The following is an 18,625-nucleotide window of genomic DNA, read 5'->3' on the forward strand; positions in this document are numbered from 1 at the left end:
CTTCGTAGGTCCACGTGCTAGTGCCAAAACGGATCAGCGGGGAGAGCAGCATGGCCACGAGTGTACGGCTATCCGACGACTTCCTCAATGGGCTCGATATCAGGGGCTGTGTCACGGCTCGCCAACAGCCTGAGTTCTTTGGCGGTCAAGGTGACGGTGGAGAACTGCTCTTCCACTAGTCCGGTCACCACATAGGCCTGGTTCCTTGCCAACAGATGACAGTACCGGCGGTAGGCGTCGGGGAACAGGGTCGCGTCGTAGAGTCCGGTCTCGTCCTCGAAGGTGACAAACTCCATCGGATCGCCTTTATTTGTGGAAATGATCTTCTCGGTGACAAGCCAACCAATCACTGTGACCTCTTTGCGAACGTGCTGAGCCAGGTTCTTCGCAGGAATATGTGGGATGCGAGCGAGCACGTCCTTGAAGAGATCCAAGGGATGACAGCTCAACGGAAAACCGAATAGTTCCAGCTCGTGAGCGAGCTTCTGTTTGAAGGAATACTCAGGGGGAATCGGCAGGTAGCGCGGCGGCTTGGCAGCCTGCGAGGCGAAGAATCTCCAGAGCAGTGCCGGTCGGGTGAGTTCCCCTGCAATCGAGTCGAAACAACCCGCCTTGATCAGGAGCTTCGCTTGGGCGACATCGGGCTGAACACGGTCCAGAAAGTCACGCAGCGACCGGTACGGACCGTTCGCCTCTCGCTCCGTAATGATCCGCTTCGCGAGGCCTTCGTGGAGGGACTTGATCTGCATCAGCCCTACGCGAAGCGTCTTGCCCGATCCAGTGTACGCCCACTCGCTCGCGTTGATGTCAATCGGGAGGATCGTGAGACCCATGCGTCTCCCCTCGGACAGATAGGCGAAGGTCGAGTAGTACCCGCCTTGATTGCTCACCACGGCGGCGATGAACTCGGCGGGATAGTGAGCCCTCAGGTATGCGGACTTAAAACTCACCTGAGCGTAGCTGGCACTGTGAGGTTTGCAGAAGCTGTAGCCCGCGAAGCTCATAATCATGGCCCAGATTTGGTCAATGACAGATCGCTGCAGGCCGCGTGCCGATGCGCCTGCATAGAATTGCCGCTGGTAGTCACGGAGCTGTCGCTGCTTATGCTTCTTGCTCAAGACCTTCCTGAGTTGATCTCCGTCTTCAACAGTGAACCCACCTAACGCGACAGCGACCTTCATCACGTCTTCCTGGTAGACCATGATGCCATGTGTCTCGGCGAGCACATCATCCAACACCGCATGGAGAGACTTGTAACGACGTCCGTGGGCGCGACGCACGAACTCATCCGCAAACACATTGGCGGCTGGACGGATGATCGAGGAGATGACAACGAGGTACTCGAACACATCAGCCTCCGCTCGTCTGGCAGGAGGCATGCCTGTCCACAGCTTCCTGAGCAGAAGCCGTGTCGCCGGTGATTCGATGTAGAAACAGCCCATCGTGTCTCCTCGTCGAATCAGCTCGTTCGTGCCCGGATCGCTGATGGGGTCCCAGGTCGCATAGTCAATCACTCGACCGGTGTTCTGCTGGATCGCAGCCAGAGCATCACGAATCACAGCGAGCGAACGATTGCCGAGCAGGTCGATCTTGACCAACCCGGCTTCTTCCGTCTGATCCTTCTCCCACTGGATCACCGGTAGGCCGGAGGCAGAGATTTCCACCGGCACATAGCGACGAATCTCGTCAGGCACCAGCACCACTCCTCCTGGATGGAGACCGAGATTACGGAAGTGCCCTTGGAGCTGAACGGACCAGAACAGAATCTCCGGCCACGGGGCTCTCAGACGAAGTGCCTCGCAGACCTGCGTCGCCCAGGTCTTCACGGTCATCCCAGGTATCACGTCCACAAAGTCGGCTCGTCGCTGAACTATGGTCAGGGCCTTGCCGATCTCTTCCGCAGGGATCCCGTATACCTTGGCGATCTCTCGTATGGCGGCCCGAGTCGCCAGAGTGTTCTGGTTGGCGACCATCGCCGCGTGATGTTGCCCGTAGTGGGCGAACACCCACTCGAGAATCTTCGGTCGCTCATCCCACGGGAAGTCGATATCGATGTCCGGTGGATCGTGCCGGCCTGGGTTGAGGAATCGCTCGAAGAGCAGGTGGTGTCGAATGGGATCGACGTGCGTGATCCCAAGGCAGTACGACACGATGGACGCGGCCGCTGAGCCTCGGCCACAAGTTCGTGGCGCTTGTCGCACGATCTCATCGACGATGAGGAAGTAGTCGGCATAGCCTTTCTCCCGGATGACTCTCAACTCCTTCTCAATCCGCTGCTTCACCTCGTCAGACAGGTCGCCATAGCGCCAGCGCGCTCCCTCGCAGGTCTTCGTTCGTAACCTCTCGAAGGCCGCACCCGCGGAGAGCCGACGGAAGGAGGGGAAGATCATTTCCCTGAAGTCCCAGTTGGTGTAGCAGGCTTCCGCAATGCGACAAGTGTTCGTGAGGGCTTCGGGGACATGAGGGAAGTACCGGGCAAGGACTTTCTCGGGCATCAGCCACTGCGACGGCGCACAGCATTGATCCGCACGGAGCCGAGAGAGGGTCGTATTCTCCGCAATGGCACGAAGCAGCTGGTGCGCGTGGTAGTCAGCTGGGCGAAGGAAAGAGGCCCGAGCGGTCGCCACAGGCGGAAGCCCGCGCTGCCGGCTGAACGCGACGGCCTCGTGCATCGTTGGGTCAGGCGTCAGCTCAACATAGAGGTCCTCTTCCGAGTCCTGACTCCAGGCTGTCAGGGCGGCGCGGTCATCCGAGAGGATCACCAACCCGCCTCGATGCCGAGTGACCGCGCCGGTGAAGTCGAATGACTCGTCACAGTGGCGAGCAGAGAGGACACGGCAGAGATTCGCATAGCCAGCCGGTGTCTTCGCCAGCAGCACTGCACGGTGCGATTCCTGAACCAGTTCAGCGCCCAAGATGGGCTTGAGTCCTGTCTCTCTCGCCACATCGAGAAACCTAATGGCTCCGTAGAGCCCATTCGTGTCGGTGAGGGCCAGTGTGTCTTGGCCTTGCATGCGCGTGGCCTCGCAGAGTGCCTCCAAGGTGGGCACCCCTTGCATGGGGGAATAGGACGAATGGGCGTGCAAGTGAATGAAGGCGGATGGCATTCAATGACTCCTCCCATAGTGAATGGCCTGCTCTCCAAACCGGGCATGGAGCATGTCGAGGGCCACGGCAAGGGCTTGTGTTTGCTGACGCCGTTGGTGTTCGTCAACTGGCAGCTCATCGAAGAGGGAGACTTGCTCAGCATAGGCCGTCAGGCCGGTCATACTTACCGCCATCTGGCGGAGACGGACCCGACGACGGAAGCATCGCCGGAAGAGTGAAGAGAGCACGGGCGAGAGATCGCATTCCCAGCAGGTCTCCGGCCTGACGCGCTCCTGCTTCGTGACCTCGACCTGATCGCTGTAGCGGATCGTGAGGGAAAGATTGCTGCAGGCACGCCGTTGACTCCGCAGCATGCGACAGAGGCATTGCAGGATATCCAAGAGGCGTCCCCAGAGCAGAGGGTCATCGACCTCATCCGGGTCGAGGGTGGCGGTCTCTTCGAGACTTGGCTGGATAGCCGGAGGTAGCACAGGGACATGATCGATCCCTTGTGCCCATCGGGAGAGCTGCCCCGCGTAGTCGCCCAGGACGAGTTCCAATGCATCGAGCGGACTGTCGGCCACATCTCCCAAGGTGAGGAGATTGAGGTCGTCCAGCCGCTCCAGGACCTTGCGCAGACAAGGTCGATGAAGTCCTGGCAGCAGTCGCACGGAAAGCGGGGACATGAAGACGCGCTCGGACCCATGCCGGACTTCGCATAGCTCGGAGGGCTCAATCAATGTCGCTGCCGTCTGAGCCACAAGTTTGTTGCTCCCCACTCCGGCCATACCGTCGAGTTGATGGCGTTCCAGGACTTCTTGCTGCAACTTCGCGGCGACGTCACAAGCAGGCCCGAAGAGCCTTGCCGTTCCTGTCACATCCATCACGAAGGACCCCGGCTGAGAGGGTTCCCACACGGGCGCATAGTGCGTAACTACGCTGAGGAGCAGTTGGGTTGCACTGCGGACTCGATATAGGTTGGGCGAAAGCACATGCAGTGAGGGACACAAGCGACGAGCGTGCTCGAGGGGCATCCCGGCATGGAGGCCGTCCTGCTCTCCCTCTATCGAGACTTCACGAAGCAGTGCGCGAGGCGTGTTAAGTGGGGCAATGGCGACTGGTCGGGTGCGGAGAGCAGGATCGTTCAGGCGAGCCAGCGCGACTTCAAACGACGGAATGGCAAAGCAGACAATCTGACGGTCCATGGTGCGGACTCAGCGTGTTCGATGGAGCACCTATTTCCTTAAGTGACGGATGACACCCACCACGATGCCCTCGATGTGGAAGGTATCGGTCTCCGTCACCACGATCGGCTTCATGCTTTCGTTGGCGGGATGCAGCTCAACAGCCCCGTTCTTGCGGTGGTACGTTTTGATCGTGGCTTCCCCATTCACCAGGGCAATCACCGTCTGGCCATTCCGCGCCGTGGCCTGTTTCTGTACCACCACCACATCACCGGGCAGGATCCCTTCATCCCGCATGGAGTCCCCCTTCACACGAAGGGCGAAGGTGTCTCGCCGACCGACCATGCTCGGCGGCACCTCGACCACTTCGGTCTGCGGAATGGCTTCAAGGGGGGTTCCGGCAGCGACGGTTCCGACGAGGGGAATCCTGGTCGGCGCGGTGAGATGCTTGATGACGACCTCGACCAGACCGGGAATGCGACGGGTTCCTACCTCATAGCGGGTGATGGCCAAGCGCTTTAACTGCAGCTCGTCAGCTAGCTGCTGCTGGGTCAGCCCGAGAGCTGTTCTGGCTTTTCTCAGTTCACGTGGCGTCATGTATCCAATGGATACATTAAGAAAGGGCCGGTTGTCAAGGGCTTCATTCGGTCAAACCCGGCCAAAAGACTTTCAGCGGAAATCAGACGTCGTTCATTCTGACTTGTGCGGTCTTGAATACTACGCTATCCTCCGTTGCCGTTTGTGGTCAAGGGGCGTCCCTACAAGCGGAAAGACGAGCTAGTCCAGTAGAAGATCATCCCGCAGGCGACGTATGACTAGATCAAAGATCAAATCATCGCCAAACAGAAGTAGCCGGCAACCGGCTGTGCCAGTGTGTACAGCGCCGTATCGTCGTTCTTCGCACAAGAGCTAAGCAATGGCTGAGAGAGAGAGAGAGAGAGAGAGAGAGAGAGCATAGAGCAGGCCGCCTGCGCCGGCTTTCTCAAGGCCTATAACGAGTATCTCCGGAGCCATTTTGAGATTCTGAAACACAGGGACGGACCAGACTTTACTGTCCGCGACCGTCAATCCGGCGCCACCATCGGCATCGCAGTGTCCCATCTCTATGGTGACTCCGTACACAGCGAAATGGTCCTAGGGCAGCACACGAATGCATTCGATGAAGGCATGAACGTGATGATATGCATGGATAGGCTCAACGAGATTCTAGCTCAGGAGGCCAGTGCAGTAGCCCAGTACGATTTCCACGGACGCCTCATTCTCCTGATCATTGTCCCACAATCGATCTTCGTGAAAAAGGATGGCGGCATCTTTACGGACGACATTTCCGTTCCATCGTTCGATACCTTCGATGAGATCTGGCTCCTTGTCTATGATCCCAGGACCGCTGCATTTACCGACCTGCTGCCGGTTTCATTACCCTGAGTCCAAACAGAGCGATGGCAATCAAATCAGATGCTCGTTCCTCGAATCAGATACCGGTGGTTTACCGTGCGCTTACCGGTCTGATCGCTGCGGTGTGCCTCCTGACGCTGTGGGCATCCCTCTCGTCCGCCGACTTCAGCGGCCGGGTGATCGGCGTTTCCGATGGGGATACGGTCGATGTGCTCCATGACAGGACTACTAAGCGCATCCGGCTCAATGCGATCGACTGTCCTGAGAAAGGGCAGCCGTTCGGGACAGTGGCCAAGCGATTTACAGCCGAGCATGCGTTTGGCAAGACGGTCACGATACGAGAGGTGGGTATCGATAAGTATGGGCGGACGATCGGTGACGTGATGCTGCCGGACGGCCGAGTGCTTAATCACGAGCTACTCAAGGCCGGACTCGCGTGGTGGTACCGGAAATACTCGAAGGATTTCAGTCTGGGTGACCTGGAGGATGAAGCGCGCCTAGCCAGGCGAGGCCTTTGGATCGATCCTGACCCGATTCCGCCGGGGGAGTGGCGGAAGCGGCGTTAGATGGTGACTCCAAAGATGAGCCAGGACTATCCGCACATCCCGCAACAATTGCTGGAATATCGATCACAGAAGCTGATGGAGGCGTTCAATAACCAGGGTGAAGTGAAAACGTGGAGGGCAATCGACGATCTGTTTCGGATTGTCTCTGAGATTACTCTGGTGAAGCCAGTGGATCTTCTGCCCAGGCTCGGATTTGAAGTAAACAATCTAGACCGCTATAGTCTCCAGTCTCTTTTCGGCGTGATGAGGACGGTCGTGACACTCCGGAACCTCGGATTTGTGGAGACCACTCCGCTGCCTTCGAGACAGGATCGGAAAGAAGCGGACTTATTAGCCAAGCGACAGGGTGACCTTTTTGCAATTGAGGTATTCCGAGCCAATGAGGATCGGTGGCGGTATCCCGGCTACAACCTGGAAGAGTACATCGGGAAGCGGTTTGTAGAGGACAAGAAGGCTCAACTTGAAGCGACGATATCGAGCCATGGATGCTCCAAAGCGATCCTCGTCGTCGTCTTCGATTCCGAATCCAAGGGGCTACTTTCAAAGAGTGAATTACAAGAAGCAGCAGAACACTCGTTCATAGCCATGGGCTTCCCTGACAATACTCATTTAATCATGTTCACCGGGATGTCGGACGCCGTTGCTGGCGAGGATGATCTAGCAATCTTCCCGGAACTTCTGCCTTGACGGGGAAGCTTATGCTGTGAACTGCCTGTGCACGTCGCCCGCCTGGGTATGCCCTCGCGGGTGAGTTCGGTTTCTCCACAGGTCGGACTCCCGCTGACCTGCGCGCTCCTGCCCTCCACGGCAGTGTCCACCAAATGCCCACGGCAGGGTCAAAATGGGTCGAGACCGACCGGAATCGATCGGATAAAGGCGCATGGCATTTGAGCTTGAATGTGGCGGCTGGAGCCAATTTACGGTGATTTATCGCGAAAAATTAGCGGGGTGTCTGGAGGGCTTGGAACGGTTTATGAGTCCGCTGCTCTGCCAACTGAGCTACACCGCCACAACATCAATGAGAAGGAATTGGATGATAGCTGAAGACCGAGGCTGGTGTCCACCGAGTGCGCGACAGAAAACGGATGTGAACGGTGATGTGCGCCGTGACGTATTCACAACAACGCGCTAAATTCTTCAACCGTAAGACCGGCTTGCCGTATGATGCTACGTAACGTGCCTTTTGCCAGCTCGGTGTGATGAGGGACGGTGAGCCTCCGATAAGGAGGATTGGATTGTCGCAAGATGATATGGCTTCCGGTTTGGTGATCCACCAAATATCCGACCTTCTTCACCGCTTCTTGGCCTGATACGACAGGCAATGTGCTCACAGTGCGATGTCCACGGTTTCTTCCCAAATTGATGGAGGGATCGGTTCATTGTGGATTCTTAAGCTTTCGAGGTAGCCTGCCATGGCATCCTTGATATTGGCCAAGGCCTCTTCCCGTGTGTTCCCTTGGCTCACACAACCAGGAAGAGAGGGACATTCGGCTACATAGATTCCATCTTCATCTTGTTCAAGAACGACGCGGTACCGCATTGTGTAGTCCTCCTGGCGATGCGTGTCATTGTAGTACAAAGCAGAGGCAACTGACAGCGTTTGTAAGCTCACCGTAAGTTGACACAGTCACAGAGGAGAACTTTCTGACAGAATAGCCACCCTAGCCAGGAGGTTCCCATGCGCGGTCGAAGTTCACCGAGACCCAAATTGTCGCGATTCCCTGTGATAGGTGATGCAATGACTTGCGAACGGCTCATGCCATTGGCAGATGAATACACCGAAGATTGGTTTATACAAGCGTCGAGCGGTTTCACTGTATAGATGAAGTCGCTCGAAACCTGTTATGGTCCTCCGACTGGGAGTCAAAAGGAGCGAGATGTCGATCGGAGACAATCGTGCGGTGGTCATCACGGGCGCTTCGACCGGAATTGGAGCGGCCTGTGCGTTGCATCTTGATCGATTGGGGTTCACCGTTTTTGCAGGAGTACGGAAACCGGAAGACGGCGAGTCCCTTCAAAAGGCAAGTTCCGATCGGCTGGTGCTGTTGGAACTCGATGTAACGGATCTCACCACCATTCAGAAATCCCACGCGGTAGTTCTAGAAGCGACGAGGGCGCGCGGATTATATGGACTCATTAACAATGCCGGAATTGCGGTGGTGGGGCCGCTTGAAGCCGTACCGATCTCCGATCTCCGACGGCAGCTTGAGGTGAATGTCATCGGGCAGGTGGCAGTCATCCAGGCATTTCTGCCCTTAGTCCGGCAGGCACGGGGACGGATCGTCAACATGGGTTCGATCGCAGGACTCTCAACGATGCCGCTTATGGGTCCCTATTCAGCATCGAAGTTCGCACTGGAAGCGATGACCGACGCGCTACGCCTCGAAGTCCAACAATGGGGGATCCATGTGTCAATAATCGAGCCGGGTGCGATCGCCACGCCCATTTGGAACAAATCGGCCATAGAGGCTGTTGAGAGAGAGACGGCCATAGAGGCCGAACTTCGAACGCTCTATAAGCCTCTTGTAGCCGCTGTGAGGAAGGTGGTTGGAGAAGCGTCGAAGCGAGCGATCTCGCCTGATGCGGTCGCGAAAGTAGTCGAAGAGGCGTTGATCGCGCCGACTCCCAGAACGAGATATCTCGTTGGAACCGATGCAAAGTTTCGCGCGCTGATGGTGAGACTTCTTTCCGATCGGATATCAGATCGGATACTCACCTGGATTTTAAAGCTTCCACACTGAATGACCAAGCAAACCTGCCTCATGGGACCGAGCATCCGGTCGCTTCCGATCGTTTGACGTGATCACTTTCCCCCTCGATCTGCGATTCCTCGACGAGATGTTCAACGGTGCCCTGTCCGCTTTTGAGAGAACGGCTGCTGCATTTCAGACCGGTCGGAAGGTGCCATGCAGACGAGGAATGTGACGAATCAGCCGACGAAATCCGGATTGAGGCGAGTCAGAGGTTTTACAGAAAGAGCCTTGATTTCATTGTAAACGATGGTGCGGCCGACTTGTCTGAGGCGACTGAAGACACCCTCCACAATCACTTGGTCACCCTCGTGGACTTCCAGTTGCCCAAGGCTCACGACTTTGAGAGTGCCGGCCTGGTCCTGCAGCAAGAAGCCATAAGCTGGCTGTCCCTGGCGATTCGTCGCCAACTGTACGTTCATGACCTTTCCTGTGACGACGACATCTTGGTGATCGTATAGTTCGGGATGTGCCAAAAGCTCTGCAATCTCGATCAGGCCAGCAGCTGAGGCCGGCAACGGACTCATGGGCAGCAGGAGAAGAAAGCAGACAACCGCCGACGCAAAAGCGGTTCGTTGGATGGCAGGCTGTGTAGTCATTGTGACTGAGCAATTATACCGAACTGCCGGTGATTGGCAACCAGGAAAGTTTACCATTTGTCGGAAGCTCTGCCGCTGCTGTCTTCTCCGGTAAAACTTCGAAGAATGTGTTGCTGCAGCTCCGTCAGCTCGGAGGGGCCGGCCTGGTGGTCTGTTGTGAGCGACTCCGACTCCTTCGAAATGCGCGTCGTGCGTTTGAGGAGTTCTTCATCCAACGCCTCGTCGCTGTGGTCCAAATCTTTTTGTACAGAGACCAGCCGCTGGAGACCAAACAATGTCCGGGTCGTTTCGCTGTGCATGGCGTTGGAACTGGCTCCAAACACGAGCGAATTCCAAAGTTTCGTTTCAGTGGTCTCCGGTATTCGAATCTGAGCATAGGCCGTGAGTTTTTCGAGCAAGGCCGACTCAGTCCCCTCAAGACCATCATAGGTGGCTATCGATCGTTCGATGGGGGTACGAGACAGAACCTGCATGGTTTCATTCCAGAGATCAAGGGAGACTCTCCTTCCAGGTTCTGCCGCAACGCCTGAGCATTTGGATTGGAGAAGGGTGAGATACTGCGCCAAGAACTTCACCTTGCGGGCCGCCAAGGTGCCGGCCGGGATTCCCCAAATATGACCGATCTCATGATCAGCCAAGGTTGTACGATCCGACGTGCGCTGCTCACGCTGTGCCAGCTCCAGACGTTTCTTGAACCGCTCGACGAAGCGAAGTTGCGTCTGCATCTCAACGACCAATCGATGTTTCTGATATTCCTCCGCAGAGATCTCATTTCGGTCCCAACTGTCCTCCAAGAGTCGCAATGTCGTCGCCGGGACGGCCGAACGAGCTTGCCCTCTGAGTCGTTCGATGGTCTCTGAGGATACTCCACGCGCGCTCAGCAGCGCGGCAGCCCGGCTGGCCAGCGCTCTTGCCATATGAGCCTGATTGGTGAGAGCAACACACTGAAGCCATGTTCGTTCTCGGCGAAGTCGCGCGCGCCGCCGGTATTCATTTCGGCGCTCGATCATCGCCGTGATCGATTCCTGCGTCATCGTCGTGACAGGTTTCTTGCCGGACACGCATCGAGGGTCCGGTCTGTCCGCCACCATATAGAGGATTTCCTCGTGAGTGATGTCCAGGTACTGAATTAACAGGAGCCGGAGGATAATGCGGCCTTGGATCGGCAGGCCGGCGATCACCTCCTCGATCATCTCGGTTGTCAACGGGGAGCTTACCAGTGCTTGTGCCATAGTGCCTTTGTCAGCCGCAACCTCGACCCTTCTCAAAATTTCGCAAACAGCAGCTATGCTGTTCCGGTGCGTTGTTGCTGCTGCTCCAATTGGAGCGCCACATATTCACGGATGTCCTGTACGCTGCCGCTGACGAACATTTCTCGTGGGATTTCGACCCTCACAAGCCGGGAAGGATCGATCCCTCGCTCTTGGGCATATTGTTCATCGATGTAGAGGCTTACTGAGCCATCGGGAAAGCGCACGGCATAGAGAGAGGTGGTATCAGCCATTGATACTCCAGCAAGTGACATTGTAGAGGTAACATAGGCCTCGTCGGGCTGTCAAAGCGCCAGAGGCACCCGGCAGGCTGCCGTGCGATGAGTTCGTTGCCGCCAAAAACAAAGGGTCTTCGATCGTCATGATCGAAGACCCTAGCACTCGCGCTGATCCGGATATCTAGCCGCCGAGGGTGTCGAGGGTTTCCTTGAGACTGCGTCGGATGCAGGTGAAGATCGGGGTGTCCCGCAGGGTATATCGCGATCCCTCGGTCTCCCGGAGCGCCATCACCAAGTCCAGAAAATCCTCCGGCTTATCGCTCTCAAACGCCACGACCCATTCCTGATCGTCCAAACCGAACGAATAGGTCGTGTTCAGCTTCACGGACGGAAACCGATGCCCCACTTCGATGTGCTCGTCCATCATGCCCTGCCGTGCCGCCTTCGTCAGTAGAAACCACTCTCTGGTCTTGAGAAACGGATACACAAAGATATACTTGCTCTTTCCCGGCACCACCGTCAGACGTTTCCCTTCCTGTCCCGCGTGCGAGTGGTGGTCGACATAGACGGACCGTTTGGTCAGCGCCAAGTAGGAATAGGGGGTGGAGAGGTACTGTCCGAGGCCGGAGGCGAGGATCTTGGTGCCCATGTCCTGGAACAGGTCGAGATCGTAGCTGATACGCCACAGCATGAAGTCGCAGTCCCCCCGGATGCCGATGGTGGAATAGGGGACCACCAGCACTTTGCCGTTGAAATCTTCCGCGGCTCGGAGAAACTCTTGTTTGCCCTGAGTGCGCACATCCTCCGGTAGGCGCCGCCAGGCCGGGTCCACTTTATAAAAAACAAAGTTTACATACTGGCGCCGAGGCGTCGAGGTACCAGCAGGAGCATCCTGGGTCGACATTCAAAACTCCTTTCAAAGTTCCTTTATTAGATAGACTAAAAGGAAACACTTCTTCAGTTTTTCTTCGTTTAGCATTTCCCCTTTGGTCTTGTCAACGGGAGAGCAAGGCGGAAAGAATATGTGAAAGACTATTCATTGACAGGCCACTAGGGTTCTGTTACTCGCAGTCCTATGAAATCTCCTCTGTACTGGTCCCTGTGGATCGTGGCGGTCTGGACCTTCGGCTTCGCCTGTCCGTCTGCCGCGATTGAAGTGCAGCCGGCACAGGCACAAGTGCAGCTGGCACTCGACCGAGGGAAGGAGGCAGCGGCGCATCGTCAAGCTCCCGAGACGTTTTATGTTCGATTCGGAAGCGCCGATGATCTGCATCCCGCGGGGTTTCTTGTCACGAAACTCGGAGGATTGTCGGTCATGGCAACACACATGGCCTTACGGGGGCTTGAACCGAGCGCAGCCGATATTGCACAAGTGACTGAGGCCTCGACGATGCTTGTGAGCGCGGTGATCCTTGGGGATAGTCCTTCATTTGCTGTAAACAGTTATGTTGTTCTCGACCAAGGGGGAAGGATAGTCAAGCCCGTCACTGTACGGGCCGATGGCCAAGCCGGTCGGAGTTCGGTATGGCCAAAATCTCCAAAATTTCAGGCAAAAGTCGTAGCCTCCTTCAGCTATGTCGATTTTGATCCGCATGCGCAGACAACGATCATTGTATTTCCCGCCAGCGGTGGCGAGGTCCGCTTCTCGCTCAATTTCACCGACATTGATTAGCCTATGCGAATGACACCATCGGCGCGCATCTCTACCGCCGAAACCATTGCAATCGGTTCCGAGCTGATCGTCGGTGGCCGGTCCGACAGCAATTCGTTGTTTATCGCAGATGCCTTGGCCACGATCGGCATCGAGGTCAAGTTCAAGACAATTGTTGGAGACGATCAGTCGGACATTGCCGAAGTCCTGACGACCGCCTGCCGTCGTGCTGGGATTGTGATTCTGACCGGGGGCTTAGGTCCTACGATCGACGACTGCACCAGGGAAGCCGTCGCGTCCGTAACGGGATTCCGACTGGCTCGCCGCAAAGAAGCGTTCGAGAGCATGAGGGCCAGGTTGGCTCAGTGGGGGCGAATACCGAACCGCGGACAGTTGCGGCAAGCCTTGATTCCGTCAGGGGCTACGGTCTTGCCGAACCCGGTCGGGTCCGCGCCTGGTTTTGCGCTGACATGGCGGAACGCGCGCGTGATCGCACTGCCTGGTGTCCCCGGTGAGATGCAAGCCATGATGCAGCAATCGGTGATTCCGTGCTTGTCGGATCAACTCGATCGATCGAAGCAGGCACGCCCCCATCCCATCACACGAATGATCTTTCATACCTGGGGATTACCTGAGTCCGATGTGAATACAAAGCTGCAGGGCCTCATAGAAAAACGGACGCCGGTTGCGCTGGGGCTTCTGGCCTCGCCGACAGAAGTGCTGGTATCGCTGACGACGAGGGCTCATCGATCGCTCAAGGACGCCGTGCTTCTGTCATTAGCAGAAGAAGTTCGTACCAGATTGTGCGAGTGGATCTATGCCGAAGGGCAGGGCACGTTGGAAGAAGCAGTCGGTCGATTGCTACGGCAGCAGAAACTCTCTGTCGGGGTAGCTGAATCTTGCACGGGAGGTCTCATCGGCTACCGGCTCACACAAGTAGCGGGATCCTCAGCCTATGTCGATCGCGGGGCGCTTTGCTACAGCAACCAAGCGAAGACGGACATGCTTGGGGTGCCGGCGCATCTTATCGAGCAGCATGGAGCAGTCAGTCGAGAAGTGGCTGAAGCCATGGCCAAAGGAATGCGAGACCTCGCCGGCGTGTCGGTGGCAGTGAGCGTCACGGGCATTGCCGGACCGGGCGGTGCGACAGAGACCAAACCCGTCGGGCTCGTCTACATCGGGCTCGACGGTGGTGGTGATGACGTCGTGACAAAAGAGTTTCGCTTCCACGGCGATCGGTCCGTCATTCGACAGCGTGCTGCTCAGGCGGCCCTTGATATGCTTCGTCGATGGCTCATCGCCAGAGGAGAGGCATGATACGGACTTTTCTTGCCGTGGAACTGGGAGATGATCTCCGCAACCGGATCACGCTGGTTCAACAAGATTTGAAACAACGACTCGGCCGGGAATCCTCACCAGACATCCGGATTACCTGGGTGCAGCCGTCGTCCATCCACCTCACGATGAAGTTTCTCGGTGACACGGACGAGCTCCTGGTCGAGCCTATGCGTGAGGCCGTCGAACGGGCCATGACAGGCCATGAGACCGTTCACACGCCGATCGAGCGGCTCGGCGTATTCCCTCGTCTTCAACAGCCACGTGTGCTCTGGGTCGGTCCGTCGGAGCAGTGGGAACAGGGTGATGAGGCGAAACGATTAGTGGCCCTGCATCGTGCCCTGGAGGATGGTTGCCGATCGCTCGGCTTTGCACCGGAAGGTAGGTCCTTGAGCCCACATCTGACGGTTGCGCGGATCAAGGAAGGAGAGCGCCAGGTCGGCCAGGCTCTGGCCAAGAGCGGTGTCATGGACCGGCCTCTTTCATTGGGTGTGTTGGTGGTGAAGTCGGTCGTCCTGATGAAAAGTGAACTACGACCGACGGGATCTGTGTATACAAAGCTGTGGGAAGTGAGCACGGGGTATCATGGGTACCAGCAGCGATGATGCTTCCAACCTCGGCTGCTTGCCTGTTCTGAGGTCCACTGAACGGAAATCCGCAGCCTGTTAGATCATCGCCAATGCGCGCTCCAGATCGGCGATCACATCCTCGATGTCCTCGCAGCCGACCGAGATTCTCACGAGCCCGCTCGTGATTCCTTGCCGCTTCATGACGTCTGCCGACGCCGCGACGTGAGTCATCGAGGCCGGATGCTCGATCAACGTATCGACCGTGCCCAGGGACACCGCCAACGTGCAGAGCGTCAGTCCTTTCAACAGCCGCGTGGCCGCTTCGTACCCACGAGCCAACTCGAAGCTGAAGCAGCCGCCAAAGCCGGTCATCTGCCTGGCTGCCACCTGGTGTCCGGGAAACTTGGGATCGCCGGGATAGTACAGCTTACTGACTGCGGGAAGACCGGCAAGAAATTCGAAGAGCTTCATCGCGTTGTCGTGATGCCGTTGCATGCGCAAGGAAAGGGTTCTGACGCCCCGCAAGAGCAGATAAGCGTCGAACGGGCTGAGAATGCCGCCGGTGTCGCGACGATAGGCGCGAACCTTGGCGGCCAGCTCAGAGCCGGCCACGACGATCCCTCCGATCATGTCGCCGTGTCCGTTCAGATATTTGGTCGCGCTATGGAGAGAGATATCCGCGCCGAGATCCAACGGTCGCTGAAAATAGGGGCTGGAGAAGGTGTTGTCGACGATCGTCAAGATGTTTTTGGGTCGGGCCAGGTCGGCGATGGCCCGGATATCGGTGATCTTGCACGTGGGGTTGGTGGGAGTTTCGTAGAAAATCACCTTGGTCTTGTCCTGGATGACGTTTTCAACGGCCTGCACATCCGAAGTATCGACGACCGTCGAGGTAATTCCCCAGTCGGCCAAACGTTCCGTGATCAAATGGAAGCTCGGACTATAGAGTGCTTCGCCACAGATCACATGATCGTCCGCCCTCAGAACAGTCAACAAGCTGGCTTGGATGGCCGCCATCCCCGACCCAAAGGCGACGGCGGCGTCGCCGTATTCCAGATCCGCGACCACCCGCTCGACGGCTTCGACCGTGGGATTTCCCATCCGGCTGTAGACATGTCCGGCGCGACGTCCCAGAAACAGATCCGCGCCGGCTTCGGGGGAATCGAACGCAAACGTAGAAGTGAGAAAAATCGGCATCGTATGGGCGTTCATGGGCTTCGCTCGCCCGTCGGCATGCAGTTGTCTGGTCGTAAAGCCTTGCATGGGTCGACTCCTCCGCTCGTGCCCGTCCATCCTTAACGGTAGCCTCCCATCATCATATTATGCAATACGCCTTGGTCATCGTCGAGACTCAGGAGGGATCGCCACATCGGTGACCTTGTTTTCGCCATCCAAGAGCAGGATCACCGCCTTCCCCTTGGGCAGGTTGCCGAGCTTTTCCTCGACGAAAGGCCGGACTTCCACATAATGTTCTTTCCCGTCGTTGGTGCGAACCGTCGCCATCAAGACCGGCGGGGCAACCAGCGTCGCATCGAGTTGTCGATCTGAAGATTTGGGAACCGATCGCTTCCATTCCTGGACTTGCCGGTGGGCTAACTCTTCATTCACAAAAGTCGCGTCCAGAATTTTGCCGGTTTCACCGACCAGAAACAAAGCTGGAACTCCGATCGGCAGCGCGGCCACCTTTAAACGAGCCAACGGTCGAACGGCGAACGCCTCTTCTTTGCCGTTGTCCGTTCTGATTACGGCCCATTCATATCCGACGATGAGCGGCTGGGCCAATTGTCCTTTGATGATGCGATGCCAGCCCGGTGCATTCACCGGATGATAGTCGACCACGAGATTCTCGACGCTCACCGCAAGCTCAATCCGGTCGCCTTTTTTGATCGACCACTCACCTTTTTCCACTGCGCCCTTGGTTGAGATGAATCGAGGCTGCAGTTCGCCGACATTGACTCTGATCATTTCGCCTTCGATCGCTTCCACGGTGCCGAGCACGATCCGTTCACCAGGCAGGAGAACCAGATGGCCGGGATACACATCCGCCTTGGCCGGTCCTCCCGCCCAGGTGTGCGACGACGCGATGAGAGACAGAACCAGTATGGTGGGCACCATGACCGATGACGAAAGGACGCGCTTTCGCTTCGGCCGAATTCCTACGACATTCATGGATTGCTCCTTCCGTACTCCGTTTGTATGCAGACTTTCAAGGATTCAAAATCCATCAAGTCGGTGGTCGACGGGTGCCGGTCTTCTCAGTCGGACTCTACTGATGCATGAGGCTTCCTTGCGACGATACGCATGTTGTGTCCATCTGCATCCCTCGGACCTCGACGAGTTCTTCACGGGCAACATCTTTGCCCAACCGGTCACGCACTTCGTTGACCCCCACATCGACCTCGTATTGAGCTTCGTGGCAGTGCAGATCCAGATAGCGAGGCGTCATCCCAAGCTGAAGGATCACCCTGTGCTCTTTTCCCACGATCGAATCTCCTTTTTCATGCCTCGACACCGATGTCGCAGGGCTGTATTCTTCACGCGAGTCATGTTCCGATCAAACCTTTTTGCATCGTCTGGATAAGGCGGATCAACGGCGCCGGATAGAGACCGAGCCAGAACAAGCATCCGCTGAGCGCGGCGAGTACCAGACCGTCGGCGTATGAAACTTGTAGGGCTTGAGTTGTCTCTCCTGGGCGAACGTCGCGCCGCCCATCGGCGGCCATGATGACGATCACCCGTAAATAATAGAACAGGCCGATCACACTATTGACGACGAGCAGCACGATCAGCACCCACAGGGAGGAATCGACTCCCGCGGCGATCACGTAAAACTTCCCGACGAAGCCGGCCGTCAGCGGGATCCCCGCGAGCGACAACAACATGACGGTGAAGACGCCGGCGACCCACGGCCTGGTCCAGAACAGGGACCGGTAGTCATCTATCGCCTCGGCTTCGTCTCCCGGCTTGGACAGGACACTGACGACGCCGAACGCGCCGAGGGTTGTGATGAAATAGGCGGTCAGATAGAACGTCACCGCTTCCACCGCCAAAGGACCGGCGGCCAGAAACGCGACCAACAGATACCCGAGATGAGCGATCGACGAATAGGCGAGCAGTCGCTTGATGTTGCTCTGCAGCAATGCCAGCAGATTGCCCGCGAACATGGACAGGGTTGCGATTCCCGCCATTGCCCACCAGAGCATCTCGGAGCGAAAGGCCGCGATCTCGACGAAGTACCGAAGCAACAGGGCAACCATGGCGCCTTTCGAGACGGTCGCGACAAAGGCCGTTACAGGAGCCGGTGCGCCCTGGTACACATCCGGCGCCCACATATGGAACGGCACTACGGCCAGCTTGAAGCCCACCCCGGTCATGATCATCACCAGACCGACAAGGAACGTTGAAGGAAACTCGACCGAGCCGGCCAACAAGGCTGCGGTGCGGGCAAATTCCATCGTACCGGACTGGAAGTAGATCAGGGCCATCCCGAACAATAGGAATGCCGAGGAGGTGCCAGATAGGATCAAGTACTTGATTCCGGCTTCGAGCGGACGGCCGTCGGTGCGTATATACGCAATGAGGACGTACAGAGACACGCTGAGCAACTCCAGTCCGAGAAAGAAGGAGGCGAAATGTGACGCGGCCGCCAACGTCATGGCTCCCAGGGTCGCGAACAGCAGGAGCGCGTAGAATTCCTCTCGCTGCCCCTCTTGCTTCTCAAGATAACCGTAGGACAGGATCGTCACGGCGAGGCTCGCGACCAGAATGAGCCCGGCGTAAAAGAGCGCGTAGGAGTCCATGATGAGCAGCGGTGTGACCGGACGAGGCGCGACTCCGGCCGCAACGAGGAGCGTGAGGAACGCCACGGTCAATCCCAGCGAGGTCACGACCGCGACAAGCGCGTGATCGCGATGAAACGCCGCGAGCAGCAGCACGACCAGCGACGACAGTGCCGTCACCAGGAGCGGAAGCAGGGCGATGAAATCTTCCAGGGTCATGC

21 protein-coding genes are annotated in these 18,625 nt (G+C 57.2%); 7 read left to right on the forward strand and 14 right to left on the reverse strand.

Going from position 1 to position 18,625, the window contains the following annotated elements; translation table 11 throughout:
• Positions 1 to 68: 68 nt before the first annotated feature.
• From P0119_14020 to P0119_14035, 4 genes are all read right to left on the reverse strand, one after another.
• A complete protein-coding gene (locus P0119_14020) occupies positions 69 to 3,107 on the reverse strand; it encodes a DNA polymerase III subunit alpha (protein ID MDF0667177.1) in 3,039 nt (1,012 codons plus the stop codon).
• A complete protein-coding gene (locus P0119_14025; protein ID MDF0667178.1) occupies positions 3,108 to 4,292 on the reverse strand; it encodes a hypothetical protein in 1,185 nt (394 codons plus the stop codon).
• Between the two features lie 30 nt (positions 4,293 to 4,322).
• Positions 4,323 to 4,868 carry a transcriptional repressor LexA gene (gene lexA, locus P0119_14030; GenBank protein ID MDF0667179.1) on the reverse strand — a complete coding sequence of 182 codons (546 nt, stop codon included), beginning with the start codon at positions 4,866 to 4,868 and terminating at the stop codon, positions 4,323 to 4,325.
• 312 nt (positions 4,869 to 5,180) lie between these two features.
• Positions 5,181 to 5,372, reverse strand: a complete 192-nt coding sequence (locus P0119_14035; GenBank protein ID MDF0667180.1) for a hypothetical protein — start codon at positions 5,370 to 5,372, stop codon at positions 5,181 to 5,183.
• 84 nt (positions 5,373 to 5,456) lie between these two features.
• On the opposite strand from P0119_14035, the gene P0119_14040 reads away from it, so the two are divergent.
• From P0119_14040 to P0119_14050, 3 genes are read left to right on the forward strand one after another with little or no spacing between them, the layout of a single operon-like run.
• Positions 5,457 to 5,696 (forward strand): hypothetical protein, encoded by a 240-nt coding sequence (locus tag P0119_14040; protein MDF0667181.1) that lies wholly within the window; start codon positions 5,457 to 5,459, stop codon positions 5,694 to 5,696.
• A gap of 14 nt (positions 5,697 to 5,710) precedes the next feature.
• Complete coding sequence (locus P0119_14045) at positions 5,711 to 6,232, forward strand: thermonuclease family protein (GenBank protein MDF0667182.1); 522 nt, start codon at positions 5,711 to 5,713, stop codon at positions 6,230 to 6,232.
• Positions 6,233 to 6,919: a hypothetical protein gene (locus P0119_14050; protein MDF0667183.1), complete on the forward strand. Its 687-nt coding sequence runs from the start codon at positions 6,233 to 6,235 to the stop codon at positions 6,917 to 6,919.
• A 428-nt stretch (positions 6,920 to 7,347) separates the two neighbouring features.
• Here P0119_14050 and P0119_14055 read toward each other — a convergent pair whose 3' ends face one another.
• Positions 7,348 to 7,563 (reverse strand): type II toxin-antitoxin system HicA family toxin, encoded by a 216-nt coding sequence (locus tag P0119_14055; protein ID MDF0667184.1) that lies wholly within the window; start codon positions 7,561 to 7,563, stop codon positions 7,348 to 7,350.
• Positions 7,560 to 7,772: a type II toxin-antitoxin system HicB family antitoxin gene (locus P0119_14060; GenBank protein ID MDF0667185.1), complete on the reverse strand. Its 213-nt coding sequence runs from the start codon at positions 7,770 to 7,772 to the stop codon at positions 7,560 to 7,562. The genes P0119_14055 and P0119_14060 overlap by 4 nt, the downstream gene beginning before the upstream one ends.
• Before the next feature lie 337 nt (positions 7,773 to 8,109).
• On the opposite strand from P0119_14060, the gene P0119_14065 reads away from it, so the two are divergent.
• Complete coding sequence (locus P0119_14065; GenBank protein MDF0667186.1) at positions 8,110 to 8,973, forward strand: SDR family oxidoreductase; 864 nt, start codon at positions 8,110 to 8,112, stop codon at positions 8,971 to 8,973.
• A 188-nt stretch (positions 8,974 to 9,161) separates the two neighbouring features.
• Here P0119_14065 and P0119_14070 read toward each other — a convergent pair whose 3' ends face one another.
• From P0119_14070 to P0119_14085, 4 genes are all read right to left on the reverse strand, one after another.
• Complete coding sequence (locus P0119_14070; GenBank protein ID MDF0667187.1) at positions 9,162 to 9,581, reverse strand: hypothetical protein; 420 nt, start codon at positions 9,579 to 9,581, stop codon at positions 9,162 to 9,164.
• A 50-nt stretch (positions 9,582 to 9,631) separates the two neighbouring features.
• Positions 9,632 to 10,813, reverse strand: a complete 1,182-nt coding sequence (locus P0119_14075) for a hypothetical protein (GenBank protein ID MDF0667188.1) — start codon at positions 10,811 to 10,813, stop codon at positions 9,632 to 9,634.
• Between the two features lie 53 nt (positions 10,814 to 10,866).
• Positions 10,867 to 11,085 (reverse strand): hypothetical protein, encoded by a 219-nt coding sequence (locus tag P0119_14080; protein ID MDF0667189.1) that lies wholly within the window; start codon positions 11,083 to 11,085, stop codon positions 10,867 to 10,869.
• Between the two features lie 166 nt (positions 11,086 to 11,251).
• A complete protein-coding gene (locus tag P0119_14085; GenBank protein MDF0667190.1) occupies positions 11,252 to 11,974 on the reverse strand; it encodes a chlorite dismutase family protein in 723 nt (240 codons plus the stop codon).
• 171 nt (positions 11,975 to 12,145) lie between these two features.
• Between P0119_14085 and P0119_14090 the strand changes: the two genes are divergently transcribed.
• From P0119_14090 to thpR, 3 genes are read left to right on the forward strand one after another with little or no spacing between them, the layout of a single operon-like run.
• The gene (locus P0119_14090) at positions 12,146 to 12,742 is read left to right on the forward strand and encodes a hypothetical protein (GenBank protein ID MDF0667191.1); all 597 of its coding nucleotides are present in this window, start codon (positions 12,146 to 12,148) and stop codon (positions 12,740 to 12,742) included.
• A gap of 3 nt (positions 12,743 to 12,745) precedes the next feature.
• Positions 12,746 to 14,038, forward strand: a complete 1,293-nt coding sequence (locus tag P0119_14095; protein MDF0667192.1) for a competence/damage-inducible protein A — start codon at positions 12,746 to 12,748, stop codon at positions 14,036 to 14,038.
• Positions 14,035 to 14,661, forward strand: coding sequence for an RNA 2',3'-cyclic phosphodiesterase (thpR, locus tag P0119_14100; protein MDF0667193.1), 627 nt, complete (start codon positions 14,035 to 14,037; stop codon positions 14,659 to 14,661). The genes P0119_14095 and thpR overlap by 4 nt, the downstream gene beginning before the upstream one ends.
• A gap of 60 nt (positions 14,662 to 14,721) precedes the next feature.
• Here the strand turns inward: thpR and P0119_14105 are convergent, their stop codons facing one another.
• From P0119_14105 to P0119_14120, 4 genes are all read right to left on the reverse strand, one after another.
• Positions 14,722 to 15,888, reverse strand: coding sequence for a PLP-dependent aspartate aminotransferase family protein (locus P0119_14105; GenBank protein MDF0667194.1), 1,167 nt, complete (start codon positions 15,886 to 15,888; stop codon positions 14,722 to 14,724).
• Positions 15,889 to 15,963: 75 nt separating this feature from the next.
• Entirely contained in the window at positions 15,964 to 16,794 is an 831-nt protein-coding gene (locus P0119_14110) for a hypothetical protein (protein ID MDF0667195.1), read from the reverse strand.
• Positions 16,795 to 16,891: 97 nt separating this feature from the next.
• Positions 16,892 to 17,107 carry a hypothetical protein gene (locus P0119_14115; protein ID MDF0667196.1) on the reverse strand — a complete coding sequence of 72 codons (216 nt, stop codon included), beginning with the start codon at positions 17,105 to 17,107 and terminating at the stop codon, positions 16,892 to 16,894.
• 61 nt (positions 17,108 to 17,168) lie between these two features.
• Positions 17,169 to 18,623 (reverse strand): NADH-quinone oxidoreductase subunit N, encoded by a 1,455-nt coding sequence (locus P0119_14120; GenBank protein MDF0667197.1) that lies wholly within the window; start codon positions 18,621 to 18,623, stop codon positions 17,169 to 17,171.
• Positions 18,624 to 18,625: the final 2 nt, after the last annotated feature.

The sequence above is a fragment of the Nitrospira sp. genome, from assembly GCA_029194665.1.
In the GTDB taxonomy this organism is placed as follows: domain Bacteria; phylum Nitrospirota; class Nitrospiria; order Nitrospirales; family Nitrospiraceae; genus Nitrospira_D.